Raw genomic sequence first — 15,037 nt, forward strand, 5'->3', positions numbered from 1 at the left:
CAGCTGGAGCTGACTGATGGGTGCACACAGGCGGAAGTGCGACTGGTGCGGCAGCGGCACGCCCATCGTGCGCGACATGGACCCCGTCAACCCGGGGTTCCAGTACTGGTGCGAGGAGTGCGCGCGGGCGCTGATCATAAAAGGCGACCCCATCGAGACGTACCGCGAGCTGGAGGGGGAGCCGATCTACGGCCGGCTCCTCGACGAGCACTGCACCCTCAAGCGGTTCTACTCCTTCGCCACGGCCTGACGCCGCAGCGTCAGCACGTACCCCACGAGCAGGGCCGAGGTCGTCAGCGGATAGATCGCGGACAGCACCATCTGACCCGCGTTCTGGTCCAGTTCCGGCCGGCCCGGGTCGTGCGGAACCCACCACAGCGCGAACGAGGCGAAGGCCAGGGCCACCGCCCCCGTCACCGGCCACGTGCGCGTGGCGCGGTCCGCGAGCAGGATCAGCAGCGGTACGCACCAGACCCAGTGGTGGGACCAGGAGATCGGGCTGATCATCAGAGCCGTGAACGCGCAGACGATCACCGCCACCGCCTTGTCCCCGCGCACCGCCGCCCGCACCGCGAGGACCATCGCCACGCCGCCCAGGACGGCCGCCGTCACCGCCCACCACATGCCCGGGTCGTCGGTGTGCATCAGCCGGGCCAGGACCCCGCGGATCGACTGGTTGGCGGTCTCCTCGGCGAAGCCCACCCGGCCGGTCTCGAACAGCGTCTCCGTCCAGAACCGCTTCGAGTCCGCAGGCAGCACGAGCGCCACGGCCAGCGTGGTCCCCAGGAACACCCCGGTCGCCGTCACCGCGGTGCGCAGCCACGTGTTCCAGCTCCGGTCCCGCCGCCACAGCAGCACGCCCGCGACGAGCAGCAGCACCACGAAGAGTCCCGGTGTGAGCTTCACCGCGGTCGCCAGGCCGATGCCCAGGCCGGCCCAGCGGCTGCCGCGGGGCCGGGTGAGGTCCCAGAGCACCGCCACCGCTATGAGCAGGTTGATCTGTCCGTACCGCAGGGTCGTCCACACCGGCTCGCACCAGACCACCACCGCGGCGACCCAGAGCGTCGTGCGCCACAGGTCCGTACGCGACAGCGACGGGCGGACCAGCTGGAGCGACAGCTGCACCAGGGCGACCACCAGGAGCAGGTTCCCCGCGGTGGCGAGCGTCCGCATCACGGGCACGCTCACCAGGGTCAGCGGGACGAACAGCAGGGCCGCGAAGGGCGGGTAGGTCATGCCGAGGTTCGCCGAGGTCGCGCGCATCGCGTACAGATCGCCGCCCGCCCGGACCGTCTCGCCCTCGGCCCGGTAGACCATCACGTCGAGCATGTTCACGTGGGCGAGGCGTTGCGCCACCCAGAAGGCCACGAACGAGAGCAGGCAGATCGCCGCGGCGGTGGCCAGGGGCCAGGGCCGGGCGCGGGTCTTGGAGAGCACGGAGACGGACACAGTCGGCGACCCTACCCGGCAGGTCAGGAGGGCCCGGAGAATCGATTTGGAGATCTGCCGGGAAGCCGGTTAATGTTCTGTCTGTCGCCGCGAGGGAAACCCAAACGGAGACGGAAAGCAAGGGGCTATAGCTCAGTTGGTAGAGCGCCTGCATGGCATGCAGGAGGTCAGGAGTTCAATTCTCCTTAGCTCCACAGAAAAGAAGCGGGGCACCCGGATCGGGTGGCCCGCTTCTTCGTTCCCTGCTTCTCCGTGCCCCAGTTCCTTGCCTCCGGCCTCGCTCGCTGCCGCTCCGCTCTGTGGAACGCCGGTGCGGCCCGCTCGGGCCCTGCGGTACCCTGGCGCCATGCGTGCCGTACGCCTTCTGCTTACCGAGCCGCGCTGATCAGTCCCGGCGGATGACAGACATTCGCCGGAGTCGGCGCGGCGTCCCCTCCTGTGCGAGGGGTTTTTTCATTTCACGGCAGTCCGTGGCAGTGGGCAGAGACGATCGATGGAGCTTCAAGGACCATGACCGAGATCAATACGGCCGCCGAGACGGCGGCCCCGCATCGCTACACGGCGGCCATGGCCGCCGACATCGAGGCACGCTGGCAGGACTTCTGGGACGCCGAGGGCACGTACGAGGCCCCGAACCCCACCGGTGACCTGGCGGGCGACCCCGCGATCGCCGCCCGGCCCAAGAAGTTCATCATGGACATGTTCCCGTACCCCTCGGGTGCGGGCCTGCACGTCGGTCACCCGCTCGGCTACATCGCCACGGACGTCTTCGCCCGCCACGCGCGCATGACCGGCCACAACGTGCTGCACACCCTGGGCTTCGACGCCTTCGGCCTGCCGGCCGAGCAGTACGCCGTGCAGACGGGCACGCACCCGCGTGTGTCCACCGAGGCCAACATGGAGAACATGAAGGTCCAACTGCGCCGGCTGGGCCTGGGCCACGACAAGCGCCGGTCGTTCGCCACGATCGATCCCGAGTACTACAAGTGGACCCAGTGGATCTTCCTGCAGATCTTCAACTCCTGGTACGACGACGAGGCCGGCAAGGCCCGTCCGATCGCCGAGCTGATCGCGCAGTTCGAGAACGGCACGCGTGAGGTTCCCGGCTCCACGCGCGCGTGGAGCGAGCTGACCGCCGCCGAGCGCTCCGACGTCCTGGGCGAGTACCGCCTGGCGTACGCCTCCGACGCACCCGTCAACTGGTGCCCCGGCCTGGGCACGGTCCTGGCCAACGAGGAGGTCACCGCCGACGGTCGCTCCGAGCGCGGCAACTTCCCCGTCTTCAAGTCCAAGCTGCGCCAGTGGAACATGCGGATCACCGCCTACGCGGACCGCCTGCTCGACGACCTGGACGCGCTGGACTGGCCCGAGGCCATCAAGCTGCAGCAGCGGAACTGGATCGGCCGCTCCGAGGGCGCCCGCGTCGACTTCCAGGTCGGCGACACCGGCGCCATCACCGTCTTCACCACCCGCCAGGACACCCTGTTCGGCGCCACCTACATGGTCCTGGCCCCCGAGCACGACCTGGTCGAGAAGATCGTCCCGGCCACCTGGCCCGAGGGCACCCACGACGTGTGGACCGGCGGACACGCCACCCCGTCCGAGGCCGTCGACGCCTACCGCAAGCAGGCCGCCTCCAAGTCCGACGTCGAGCGGCAGGCCGACGCCAAGGAGAAGACCGGCGTCTTCACCGGCGCGTACGCGACCAACCCGGTCAGCGGCGAGCAGGTCCCGGTCTTCATCGCCGACTACGTCCTGATGGGCTACGGCACCGGCGCCATCATGGCCGTCCCGGCCCACGACAGCCGCGACTTCGCCTTCGCGCGCGCCTTCGAGCTGCCGATGCGCTGTGTCGTCGAACCGAGCGACGAGCGCGGCACCGACCCGTCGACCTGGGACGAGGCCTTCTCCTCGTACGAGGCCAAGCTGGTCAACTCCTCCAACGAGGACGTGACGCTCGACGGCCTGGGCGTCGTCGACGCCAAGGCGCGGATCACCGCCTGGCTGGCCGACAACGGCATCGGCGAGGGCACCGTCAACTTCCGGCTGCGCGACTGGCTGTTCAGCCGCCAGCGGTACTGGGGCGAGCCCTTCCCGATCGTCTACGACGAGGACGGCGTCGCCCACTCGCTGCCCGAGTCGATGCTGCCGCTCGAGCTGCCGGAGGTCGAGGACTATTCGCCGCGCACCTTCGACCCGGAGGACGCGGACACCCAGCCGGAGACCCCGCTGTCCCGCAACGAGGACTGGGTCCACGTCACCCTGGACCTGGGCGACGGTGCCGGCCCGCAGCGCTACCGCCGCGAGACCAACACCATGCCCAACTGGGCCGGTTCCTGCTGGTACGAGCTGCGCTACCTGGACCCGCGCAACTCCGAGCAGCTGGTCGACCCCGCCGTCGAGCAGTACTGGATGGGCCCGCGCGAGGGCATGCCCACCGGCGGCGTCGACCTGTACGTCGGCGGCGCCGAGCACGCCGTGCTGCACCTGCTGTACGCGCGCTTCTGGTCCAAGATGCTGTTCGACCTGGGCCACATCTCCTCGGCCGAGCCGTTCCACAAGCTCTACAACCAGGGCATGATCCAGGCCTTCGTCTACCGGGACGCGCGCGGCATCGCCGTGCCGGCGGCCGAGGTCGAGGAGCGCGACGGCGGCTTCTGGTACGAGGGCGAGAAGGTCAGCCGCGTCCTGGGCAAGATGGGCAAGTCCCTGAAGAACGCCGTGACGCCGGACGAGATCTGCTCCGAGTACGGCGCCGACACCCTGCGCCTGTACGAGATGGCGATGGGCCCGCTGGACGTGTCGCGTCCTTGGGACACGCGCGCGGTGATCGGGCAGTACCGGCTGCTGCAGCGGCTGTGGCGCAACATCGTCGACGAGTCGACCGGTGAGGTCACCGTCGTCGACACCGCCGCCGACGAGGACACGCTGCGCGCCCTGCACAAGGCGATCGACGGCGTCGGCCAGGACATGGTCGCGATGCGCTTCAACACCGCCATCGCCAAGATCACCGAGCTGAACAACCACCTGACGAAGTCCGGTGGCGCGCTCTCCCGGTCGGTCGCCGAGCAGCTGGTCCTGCTCGTCGCACCGCTGGCTCCGCACATCGCCGAGGAGCTGTGGCGCAGGCTGGGCCACAGCGACTCAGTGGTCCACCAGGGCTTCCCGGTCGCCGACCCGGCGTACGTCGTCGACGAGACCGTGACCTGCGTCGTGCAGATCAAGGGCAAGGTCAAGGCCCGCCTGGAGGTCTCCCCGTCGATCACGGACGCGGAGCTGGAGGCGCTGGCGCTGGCCGACACGCACGTGGTCGCGGCGCTGGGCGGCGCGGAGATCCGCAAGGTGATCGTGCGGGCGCCGAAGCTGGTCAACATCGTCGCCGGCTGACGCACATAGGGATTTCCCCTACGGGCAGGTTGGGGGTTCCGATGGAACCCTCGGCCTGCCCTTTCCGTTTACCGTGGAAGAACCACATCCGTGGGGATCGACGGACGCCGGAGGGGCGAAGATGGAAGAAGCCATCATCACGATCATGGCGCTGCTCTTCTTGTCCTTCGTGGCGCTGGGGGTCTACGCCACGGTGAAGGCGGCCAAGGCCGCCAAGCGCGGCGTGGACCGCACCATCGACCAGGCCCGCCGCACCGTCGAGGACACCACGCTGCGGGCCAAGAGCTTCGGCCAGGCCGGGACGGCGGGCGAGCTGGCCCGACTGAGGCTCTCGCTGCGCACCTCGATGCGGGCCACCCAGGAGGCCCTCCAGGCCGGGGTCGGCGAGGACGCCTCCCTGAGGGAGTCGCTGGACCTGTTCCACCGGCTCAGCGCGCACGGGCTCGAACTGGACGAGGACCTCAAGCGGATCGAACGGGAGCCCGACCGTGCCTGGGCCGCCGGGCAGCTCCCCGAACTCACCGCGCGGACCGAGCGGATCACCAGCTCGGCCGAGGCGCTGCGCCGCGCCGCCCGGGAGCGGGCGCTCAGGTTCGCCGAGGACGACCTGTCGTCGCTCAGCGCCCAGATCGACGTCGAGGCCGGTGCCCTGCGGCACTGGACGACGGGTCCGGAGACCGCCTCCGGCACGACCGGGACGTCGGGGAACGCCGGGATGTCAGGGACGGTGCCGGGAGCTGCCTCCGGGAGCTCGGTGCCGGGTGGTCAGAGTGCCGCCTCCGGGAGCTCGCGGCCTGGAGCCGGCGGTGAGCCGTCCGCGATCACCGCGCCCGACCCCCGACTGACCTCCTACCCCTGGGAGAAGTCGGCCCGCCCGGAGACCACCACCTGACGGAACCGCGGACGCGGAAGCCCGGCCGGGCGTCGGTCGGGAGGGGCGCCCGACGGTGTCGGAGCGTTCACGACGGGGGCCGGGCTGCCGCGTGCCGGTCTCGGCAGGTAACCTCCCGCTCATGTCCCGGCATGTCGCGATCGTCACCGATTCCACGGCCTACCTGCCACGCCAGACCAGGGAGCGGCACGCCATCACCACGGTCCCGCTGACCGTCGTCATCGGCGACCGCGCCCTCGAGGAGGGCACCGAGATCTCGGCCAAGGCGCTCGCCGAGGCCCTGCAGAAGAAGCGGGCCGTCACCACCTCGCGGCCCAGCCCCGAGATCTTCGCCGAGGCCTACCGCGAGGCCGCGGAGGCCGGCGCGAAGGGTGTCGTCTCCCTCCATCTCTCCGCCGAGGTCTCCGGGACCTACGACGCGGCTGTGCTCGCCGCGCAGAACGCGCCCGTGCCCGTGCGGGTCGTGGACACCCGCATGATGGGCATGGCCCTGGGCTTCTGCGCCCTCGCGGCGGCCCAGGTCGCCGAGGCCGGCGGATCGCTCGACGAGGCCGTCGCGGCCGCGGAGAAGCGCGCCGCAGGCACCTCCGCCTACTTCTACGTCGACACCCTGGACTATCTGCGCCGAGGCGGGCGCATCGGGACGGCGCAGGCGCTGCTCGGCTCCGCGCTCGCGGTGAAGCCCCTCCTCGAACTCGACGGCGGACGGATCGAGCTGCGGGAGAAGGTGCGGACCGCCTCGAAGGCCATCGCCCGGCTCGAGGAGATCGCCGCGGAGCGTGCCGGATCCGGACCCGTCGACATCGCCGTCCACCATCTCTCTGCGCCCGAGCGGGCCGCCGCGCTCGCCGACCGGCTCAAGGAGCGGGTGCCGGGCGTGGTGGAGCTGCACGTCAGCGAGGTGGGAGCGGTCATCGGCGCCCACACGGGGCCCGGGCTGCTCGCGGTGGTCGTCTCGCCGCGCTGAGTCCGTACGAGGTCCATCCCGGGAGATCACCTGAGAGATCACCTGGGGGATGGCCCGGGGGCGCCCGGGAGGGGAGTTCCCAGGAGAGGATCCCCTCCCAGCGAAGATCCCCCGGGGGAGTGACGGAGTTGTCCACAGTGTGGGGTCTGTCCACGGAACGTGGGTGAGTCCCGCACGGCGCGGCGGTGATTCCTACCGTCGTCCGCATGACTCTTCGTACACGCATCTCATCGACGACCTCCGGCACTCTCGGCACGACGGTCGCTCCGACCAGTGGTCCCGGCAGGACGCCGGGCTCGGACGGGAGGAGCCGCCCAGGAGCGCGTGGACCCGCTCCAGGGCGGGTCAGGAGGCGGACCCGGGTGAGGCGGGTCGGGGCGGTTCCCGAGGCTGTCGTACGGCGGCGAGGGGAGCAGCTGTTCCCGGCGGCGGCCGCGGCGCCGGCAGAGGAGGTGGTCGCGGCGGAGGACGTGGTCGCGGATCCGGAAGCGGAGGAGCGGGCATCTCCGTCGGGGGTATGGGACCGGGGTTCGTCGCCCGGGGTGCGGGCGCGGCTTGCGGCGGTGCTGCGCGACCGGACCCCGGTGTGGGTGCAGACCCGGATCGGGCTCGAACCGAGGGCGCTGGCCGCGCTGACGGTGGTGCTGGTGGTGGCCGCGGGTCTCGCGGGCGGCTACTTCTGGACGGGGCGGCCGGAGCCGGTGCGGGCCCCGGAGCTCGTTCGCGCCGCGCCGGTCGCTGCCGCACCCGCCGCACCCGCCGCACCCGCGGCGCCCGCCGGTAGGGCCGGGCCGGCGGCGCAGACGGGCCCTGGCGCGGGTGGGGCGCGGGTGATCGTGGATGTCGGGGGCAAGGTGCGCATGCCCGGGGTGTTGACGCTGCCGGCCGGCTCGCGGGTGGCGGACGCTCTGCGGGCCGCGGGTGGGGCGAAGCCCGACGCCGATCTCACCGGACTCAACCGGGCCCGTGTGCTCTTCGACGGCGAGCACGTTCTCGTCGGGCTGCCGGGAGTGCCGGTCGGGGGCCCAGGTCTTGGCGCCGGAGGCGGCGGATCGGGTCCCGGTGGTGGCGCCGGTGGGGGTGGGCCGGGGGTGCCGTTGAGCCTCAACACGGCCACGGTCGAGCAGCTCGACACGTTGCCGGGCGTCGGTCCGGTCCTTGCCCGGCACATCGTCGACCATCGTGCGGAGCACGGCGGCTTCCGGTCGGTCGGGGAGCTTCGGGAGGTCAACGGCATCGGCGAGCGACGGTTCGCCGAACTCGAACCGCTGGTGCGGCCGTGAAGCCCGACGAGGTGACAGTGGACGGGGCGTCGGTGCACGGGGCGACGACGGACCAGGCGTCGGTGGGAGGGGCGTCGGTGGTCGGGCGGGGAGCTCGGGCGTCCTCGTGGGAGGAGGGGCCGGCCGATCTCCGGCTCGTCCCGCTCGCGGTGGCCGCGTGGGTGGCGGCGGCGATCGCGGTGGGGATCGCCGGGTGGTGGACGGTGGCGGGAGTCGTGGTCTGTCTGGTGGGAGGCGGTCTCCTTCTGACGCCTGTGGCGGCACGCTGGTTCGGCGGGACCGCCTGGCCCGGCGAGGGGGTCGCGGCGGCGGACGCGCCGACTGGGCGGGGCGCACCCGGGTGGCGGTTACGGGCGACGGCGTTCGCCGGGGTCCTGCTCTGTGCCGCCGCCGGGGCCGCGTCGGCCGGGCTGCACGCAGCGGATCTGCGGCGCGGGCCCGTGCCGGCCCTGGCGCGGGAGTACGCGCGGGCGCAGCTGGAGGTGACGGTGACCTCGGACCCCCGGCTGACGCGACCGCGGGTGCGGGGCAGCGAGACGGCGCCGGTCTCCGTCGTCCTGGACGGCGAGGTGACCCGCGCCGAGCTGTCGGACGGGTCGGTCCACCGGACGAGGGCACCGGTGCTGCTGATCGTGCCACCCGGAGAGGGGCGCGCGGAGTGGCTGCGACTGCTGCCGTCCACGCGGCTGAGGGTCGGTGCCCGGCTCGCACCGCCCTTGAGTCCCGGCGATGCCTTCGCGGCGGTGCTCAAGGTCAGCGGTGGGGGTCCGCCTCGGATCATCGGCCCACCGAGCGCGCTGCAGCGGACGGCGGGGGAGCTGCGCGCCGGGCTGCGGAGGGCGACGGACGGCCTCGACCCGGACGCGCGGGCTCTGCTGCCCGGTCTGGTCGTCGGAGACACCTCGCGGATCGGATCCGAGCTGCGGGACGCCTTCGTGGCCACCGATCTCACCCACCTGCTCGCCGTCTCGGGAAGCAATCTGTCCGTCGTCCTGCTTCTGCTGGTCGGCCGTCCCGGGCGGGCGCATCAGGTGGAGCGCGGTGGGCTCGCGCCCGGGTTGGGGATGTCGCTGCGGGTCACGGCGGTGGCCGGGGGAGTGCTGACGCTCGCCTTCGTGGTGGTCTGCCGGCCCGAACCGAGTGTGCTGCGCGCCGCGGCCTGCGGACTCGTCGTGCTGCTCGCGATCGGCACCGGCCGACGGAGATCGCTGATCCCCGCGCTGGCCGCCGCCGTCCTGCTGCTGGTGCTCTACGACCCGTGGCTCGCGCGGAGTTACGGATTCCTGCTCTCGGTCCTCGCCACCGGGGCCCTGCTGACGGTGGCACCACGCTGGAGCGAGGCGCTGCGGCGGCGCGGAGTGCCCGGCCGTCCGGCGGAGGCGTTGGCGGCTTCCCTGGCGGCGCAGGCGGTGTGTGCGCCCGTCGTGGTGGTCTTCGCCGCCCGGGTGAGTCTGGTGGCGATCCCGGCGAATCTGTTCGCCGAGCTCGCGGTGGCGCCCGCGACGGTGTTCGGCTTCGCCACGCTGGCCGCGGCGGCGGTCTGGATGCCGGCCGCGGAGGGGCTGGCGTGGGTGGCGGGATGGCCGGCCGGGTGGATCGCGCGGGTGGCCCGTACGGGCGCCGCACTGCCGGGGGCGGAACTGAGCTGGCCCGGCGGGTGGTGGGGCGGGTTCGCTCTCGCGCTGGTGACCGCGGTGGTGGTCCTCGCGGCGCGCAGGCTGCCGCACCGGGGGCCCGTCGCCGGGCTCGTCGTCGTACTGCTGCTGCTCGTGGTGGCGCGGCCGGCGCCGCTGACGCGGTGGGCCACCGGATGGCCGCCGCAGGGCTGGGTGTTCGCGATGTGTCAGGTGGGGCAGGGGGATGCGACGGTCCTCGCGGCGGGCGGGGACGCGGCCGTGGTGGTGGACGCGGGCCCCGACCCCGTACCGGTGGACCGATGTCTGCGGGAACTCGGGGTGCGCAGGGTGCCGTTGCTGGTGCTGACCCACTTCCACGCGGACCATGTGGCCGGGTTGCCCGGGGTGTTGCGGGGACGGTCGGTGGGGGCGATCCAGACCACGGGGCTTGAGGAACCGCCGGCCCAGGCGGCGTTCGTCCGGCGGACGGCGGCGGCCGCGGGGGTGCCGCTGATCCGGGCGGGGCCGGGCGAGCGGCGCAGGGTCGGCGGGCTGGAGTGGACCGTGCTCTGGCCGACGGCGGATGGCGGGGCGGCCGGGGGAGGGCGTCAGGAGCCAGGCTCCGGTGGGGCGAACGACGCCAGTGTCGCGCTGCGCGTCACGGCCGCCGGCGGGCTGACGCTGCTGCTGCTCGGTGATCTGGAGCCGCCGGCCCAGCGGAGGCTCCTGCGGGCTCATCCGGGGCTCGCGCCGGTGGACGTGCTCAAGGTCGCCCACCATGGCTCCGCGTATCAGGACCCGGCGCTGATACGGGCGGTACGGCCGCGGCTCGCGCTGGTGTCGACGGGGCGTGACAACCCGTACGGGCATCCCTCGCCGCGGACGGTGGAGTCGCTGCGGGCCGGCGGGGCACGGGTGCTGCGGACGGACCGCGACGGGGCGATCGCGGTCGTCGGGGCGGGGCCGGGACTGGTGGCCGTACCGAGGGGAGGCTGATCCGACCGAGGGGAGGCTGAGCCGACCGAGGGGAGGGTGACCTGCCGATGGAGGGTGAACCGCCGATGGAGGGAGATCCTTGTAAAGAAGTCTTTCTAAAGATATCTTTTCATCATGCCGGAGGAGATCATCGACCCGCAGCCCGAGGGTGAGCGGCCCCGCAGTATCCGACTCACCGACCCGCGAGCCCTGCGCGCCTACGCCCACCCCCTGCGGATGACGCTGGTGGGGCTGCTGCGCAGCAGCGGCCCCTTCACCGCCACCCGTGCCGCCGAACTGACCGGCGAGTCCGTGGCCAGCTGCTCCTACCATCTGCGGATACTCGCCAAGTACGGGCTCGTGGAGGAGGCGTCGGGCGGCCGGGGGCGGGAGAAGCCCTGGCAGGCCACGGCCCAGTACACGGAATGGCCGGAGTACAGCGAGGATCCGTCGACCGCCCAGGCGGCCGACGCGCTGAGCGCCGCCGTCGCCGAGCAGTACTTCGAGCGGGTCACCAGGGCCATGGCGAACCGCCACCGGCTGCCGAGGGAGTGGCAGGAGGCCGAGCAGTTCGGCGACTCGCTGCTCCACCTCACCCACGAGGAGCTGGCCGACCTCGGAGCCCGCATCGAGGCGCTGCTCCGGCCCTACGAGGCGCGGGCCTCCGACCCGTCGCTCCGCCCTGAGGGTGCCAGGCCCGTCAGCGTCCTGCGGATCGCCTACCTGGATCTGGATGTCCCCGACAGTGAGAAGGAGTGAGCGGGATGGCTCTCGTCGAACGTGTACCGGCGCTGCTGCGCGAGCGGACCTTCCGCCATTACTGGACCGGGCAGACCATCTCCCTCGCCGGGGACCAGATATCCCTCATGGCGATCCCGCTCGCCGCCGTCCTCGTCCTCGGCGCCGACGCAGCGGCGATGGGATGGCTCAAGGCCGCCGAACTCCTGCCCGCGCTCCTGCTCAACCTGCCGTTCGGTGCATGGGCCGACCGGCAGACCAGTCGCCGACGGGCGATGATCGCGGCCGACATCGGGCGGGCGGTGCTGGTCCTGACGCTACCGGTGGCCTATGTGCTCGACGCGCTGACGCTCACCCAGCTGTACGTGGTGGCCTTCGGGGTGGGGGCGCTCACCGTGCTCTTCGAGGTCTGCAACACCACGCTCTTCGTGGCGCTCGTGCCCGCCGAGCGCTATGTGCAGGCGAACTCGTTGGTGAACGGGAGCCGTTCGACGGCCTGGCTGGCGGGGCCCGGGATCGGTGGACTGCTCGTGCAGTTCCTCACCGCTCCCTTCGCCCTGGTCGCGGACGCGCTGACCTATCTCGTGTCGGCCGGTTACCTGGCCCGCATCAAACCGGTCGAGCCCCCGCCGGCCCCCGTGGCCAAGGGGCACTTCACCGAGGGGCTGCGCTGGGTGGTCCGGGAGCGTTCGATGCGGGCGCTGTTCGCCGCCTCCGGCACGGTCCAGTTCTTCAACTACATGTTCCACACCCTCTTCGTGCTCTACGTGACCACCGAACTCGGCCTCAGCGCCGGGCTGCTCGGCCTGATCCTCGGGGCGGGGGCCGTGGGCGGGCTCCTCGGCGCGGTCGTCAGCGGGGCGGTCGTCCGACGGATCGGCATCGGGGGCTCGCTCGTCGCCGGCTTCCTCGGATTCACCCTGCCTCTGATCCTGATACCCCTGGCCGACGGGCCGCTGCCGCTCGTGGTGTTCGTGCTGTTCCTGGCCGAGTTCCTCTCCTGTGTCGGCGTGATGATCGTCGACATCGCCGCGGGATCGTTCCAGATGGCGCTGATACCCGATGCCGTGCGAGCCCGGGTCATGGGGGCCTTCCGGACGCTCAACCACGGCTTCCGTCCGCTCGGCGCGCTCGTCGGCGGATTCCTCGGCACCGCGATCGGGCTGCGTCCGACGCTGTGGGTCGCCACCGTAGGCGCCGTCTTCGCCGTGCTGTGGGTGCTGCCCTCACCGCTGCCGCGGATGCGGGAACTGCCCTCCCCGAAAGAGGAGTCGGAGCCGGTCGGACAGCCGGGGGCAGGGAAGGGCTGACCGGGCAGACTGGCGACATGACTAATCGACCGACGGCTCCCGTTCCCTCCGAGGCCTTCGCCGCCACGCCGGAGGACGTACAGGCCTATCTGCGGCGCATCGGCGCGGAGCGGCCGGAGCGTGCGGACGCCGAGGCGCTGCGCGATCTGCATCTGCGTCATCTGCGCACCGTGCCGTTCGAGAACCTCTCGATCCATCTCGGCGAGGACATCGTCCTGGAGGAGAAGGCGCTGCTCGACAAGGTGATCGGCGCGCACCGGGGAGGCTTCTGCTACGAGGTCAACACGGCGTTCGCCGTTCTGCTGAGGGGGCTCGGCTACCGGGTGCGGCTGCTCCAGGCGCGGGTCTTCGGATCGGAGGGGAGGCCGGGCATCCCGTACGACCACATGGCGCTGCTCGTGGAGACGGCGGACGGGGAGCGGTGGCTCGCCGACGTCGGCTTCGGTGACCACAGCCACTTCCCGCTCCGCTACGAAGACCGTGGTGACCAGGCGGACCCTGGCGGTGTCTTCCGGCTCGTGGACGCCGCCGAGGGCGACGTGGACGTACTGCGGGACGGGAAGCCGCAGTACCGCATGGAGCTCCGGCCGCGCCGGCTCGCCGACTTCACGGCCGGCGCCTGGTACCACCGGACCTCGCCCGAATCGCACTTCCCGCGCAGTCTCGTCTGCTCGCTGCTCACGGAGGAGGGACGGATCACCCTCAGCGACCGGAAGCTGATCACACGGACCGAGGGCGAGCGCGACGAGCGGATCCTCGACGGTGACGACGAGGTGCGGGGTGTGTACCGGGATCTGTTCGGGATCGAGCTCGACGCGCTGCCGGTCGTTCGCGGTGGAATTTCCGATTCGAACCCTCGGTAACGCTTGACCACCTCATGACCGGTTTGCGTCGAACGCCCCGACGGTGATCGAATGCGACTTCGTTGCATAGTGAACGAGTCGCACGGGGGTGCGTGAAGAATGTTCGATCGTCTCTTCGGGAAGCGTGCGGCGGGCGCCGTGCGAGGCGGCCCGCTCGCCGGTCTCACCGTCCCGGCCACGGCGGGGATGCTGAGCTGCCGGGTGCTCGACCCGGTGCACGAACCGGTCCGGCAGGCCGAGTTCGTCCTGAGCGACGCCGCCGGGCGCAAGGTGATCGCCGGCGAGACCGACCCGTACGGCACGGCGCTCGCGACCGTGCCGGCGGGCGAGTACCGGCTCGCGGTCACCGCCGAGGGCTACACGCCGCACCACGGCAGGGCCGTCGTCACCGAGGGCGGCCACACCGGCCTCGACGACGTGCTGCTCCAGATCGCCCCGCAACCCCAGCTCCCCGAGCCCGGCGACTGGGAGATCGACCCGACGCACTCCCAGATCGGCTTCACCGCACGCCACATCGGGCTCGCGCGGATCCACGGCCGGTTCAACAGCTTCGCCGGCGCGGTCCGGATCGGCGACCGTATGGAGCACTCCGCGATGCACGTCGTCATCGACGCGGCCTCCATCGACACCGGGGTCCAGATGCGCGACGACCATCTGCGGTCCGGTGACTTCCTCGACGTCGGCGCGTACCCGACGCTGGAGTTCTTCAGCGAGCGCTTCACGCACAAGGGCGGCAGCCGCTGGGCCGTCACCGGGGCGCTCACCCTCCATGGGGTGAGCCGCACGGTCACCCTCGACACCCAGTACCTGGGCCTCGGGAGCGGTCTGGAGGGCGAGACCCGGTGTGCCTGCCGGGCCACCACCGAACTCCACCGGGAGGACTTCACGCTCACCTGGCAGACGTTGCTGGCGCGGGGGATCGCGGCGGTGGGGTCGAGCATCAGCATCGATCTCGATGTTCAGATCGTTCCCAAGGCGGGGCGGGGCTGAGGGGGCGGCCCGGGAGTCGTCCGTGCCGGCGGCGGGGCGTGGGCCTGGTCGTTACGGGGCCTCAAGCCAGCCCTCGTACTCAGCCGCCAGGGAGTCCAGTGCCGTCGGGTCGAGCCGGCGGTCCGGGTCCTCGACGACCACCAGCCACTGGGCGTCCTCGGCGTCGTCCTCCCCGGCCAGGGAGTCCCGTACGAGCTGCGGTTCCTCGGCGACGCCGAAACGGTCGGGAAGTTCCCCGGCGACCTCCTCGGCGGCGTCGCGGTCGGGGAGTACCAGTACGTGTCGTTCACTCACCCCGCCATTCTCGGGCATCGCCGTCCTGTCAGTGGTCCGTGGGATGCTGGACCGCGATGGCCACCAGAAAGACTTCCCCCGACGACCTCCTCGGCCCCGTGACGCTCGCCGTGGGGCAGGAGGACCTGCTCCTCGACCGTGCCGTCCAGGCGGTGGTGGGGGGGGGGGGGGGGGGCGAAGACAAAACCAAAATGCGCGACCCCCCACCCCGCCAACCCCCACCCAACCCTCTTGCGGAGCTCCCCAGCCCCCCCCCTTTCTCCCCGCGCCAAG

At 71.9% G+C, this 15,037-nt stretch carries 12 protein-coding genes and 1 tRNA gene; 11 read left to right on the plus strand and 2 right to left on the minus strand.

The genetic code is table 11. The features are described 5' to 3' along the window. The first annotated feature begins 16 nt into the window (after window positions 1–16). Entirely contained in the window at window positions 17–250 is a 234-nt protein-coding gene (locus ACZ4XX_RS15140; RefSeq protein WP_015033559.1) for a hypothetical protein, read from the plus strand. Here the strand turns inward: ACZ4XX_RS15140 and ACZ4XX_RS15145 are convergent. Next, window positions 229–1,449: a glycosyltransferase 87 family protein gene (locus tag ACZ4XX_RS15145; protein WP_468508376.1), complete on the minus strand. Its 1,221-nt coding sequence runs from the start codon at window positions 1,447–1,449 to the stop codon at window positions 229–231. The two genes, ACZ4XX_RS15140 and ACZ4XX_RS15145, sit on opposite strands and share 22 nt — an antisense overlap. Before the next feature lie 121 nt (window positions 1,450–1,570). Between ACZ4XX_RS15145 and ACZ4XX_RS15150 the strand changes: the two genes are divergently transcribed. The 10 genes from ACZ4XX_RS15150 to ACZ4XX_RS15195 all read left to right on the plus strand — a co-directional run bounded on the left by ACZ4XX_RS15150 (window position 1,571) and on the right by ACZ4XX_RS15195 (window position 14,470). Then, window positions 1,571–1,643: transfer RNA gene (locus tag ACZ4XX_RS15150), tRNA-Ala, on the plus strand. A 316-nt stretch (window positions 1,644–1,959) separates the two neighbouring features. Further along, the gene (leuS, locus tag ACZ4XX_RS15155) at window positions 1,960–4,836 is read left to right on the plus strand and encodes a leucine--tRNA ligase (RefSeq protein WP_468508377.1); all 2,877 of its coding nucleotides are present in this window, start codon (window positions 1,960–1,962) and stop codon (window positions 4,834–4,836) included. A 121-nt stretch (window positions 4,837–4,957) separates the two neighbouring features. Beyond that, window positions 4,958–5,728 (plus strand): hypothetical protein, encoded by a 771-nt coding sequence (locus tag ACZ4XX_RS15160; protein ID WP_468508378.1) that lies wholly within the window; start codon window positions 4,958–4,960, stop codon window positions 5,726–5,728. 121 nt (window positions 5,729–5,849) lie between these two features. After that, window positions 5,850–6,695, plus strand: coding sequence for a DegV family protein (locus tag ACZ4XX_RS15165; protein ID WP_468508379.1), 846 nt, complete (start codon window positions 5,850–5,852; stop codon window positions 6,693–6,695). A gap of 362 nt (window positions 6,696–7,057) precedes the next feature. Continuing rightward, window positions 7,058–7,978, plus strand: coding sequence for a ComEA family DNA-binding protein (locus tag ACZ4XX_RS15170; RefSeq protein WP_468508380.1), 921 nt, complete (start codon window positions 7,058–7,060; stop codon window positions 7,976–7,978). Next, entirely contained in the window at window positions 7,975–10,590 is a 2,616-nt protein-coding gene (locus ACZ4XX_RS15175; protein WP_468508381.1) for a ComEC/Rec2 family competence protein, read from the plus strand. Before ACZ4XX_RS15170 ends, ACZ4XX_RS15175 begins: the two co-directional genes overlap by 4 nt. A gap of 114 nt (window positions 10,591–10,704) precedes the next feature. Beyond that, window positions 10,705–11,328: a winged helix-turn-helix domain-containing protein gene (locus tag ACZ4XX_RS15180; protein ID WP_468508382.1), complete on the plus strand. Its 624-nt coding sequence runs from the start codon at window positions 10,705–10,707 to the stop codon at window positions 11,326–11,328. A 5-nt stretch (window positions 11,329–11,333) separates the two neighbouring features. Next, window positions 11,334–12,617: an MFS transporter gene (locus ACZ4XX_RS15185; protein ID WP_468508383.1), complete on the plus strand. Its 1,284-nt coding sequence runs from the start codon at window positions 11,334–11,336 to the stop codon at window positions 12,615–12,617. Window positions 12,618–12,634: 17 nt separating this feature from the next. Beyond that, window positions 12,635–13,480 carry an arylamine N-acetyltransferase family protein gene (locus tag ACZ4XX_RS15190; RefSeq protein WP_468508384.1) on the plus strand — a complete coding sequence of 282 codons (846 nt, stop codon included), beginning with the start codon at window positions 12,635–12,637 and terminating at the stop codon, window positions 13,478–13,480. Window positions 13,481–13,579: 99 nt separating this feature from the next. Then, on the plus strand, window positions 13,580–14,470 hold the full coding sequence (locus ACZ4XX_RS15195; RefSeq protein WP_468508385.1) for a YceI family protein: 891 nt from the start codon (window positions 13,580–13,582) through the stop codon (window positions 14,468–14,470). 51 nt (window positions 14,471–14,521) lie between these two features. Here the strand turns inward: ACZ4XX_RS15195 and ACZ4XX_RS15200 are convergent, their stop codons facing one another. Beyond that, on the minus strand, window positions 14,522–14,782 hold the full coding sequence (locus ACZ4XX_RS15200; protein ID WP_468508386.1) for a hypothetical protein: 261 nt from the start codon (window positions 14,780–14,782) through the stop codon (window positions 14,522–14,524). Window positions 14,783–15,037 lie beyond the last annotated feature (255 nt).

The sequence above is a fragment of the Streptomyces sp. NPDC029956 genome, assembly GCF_055574655.1.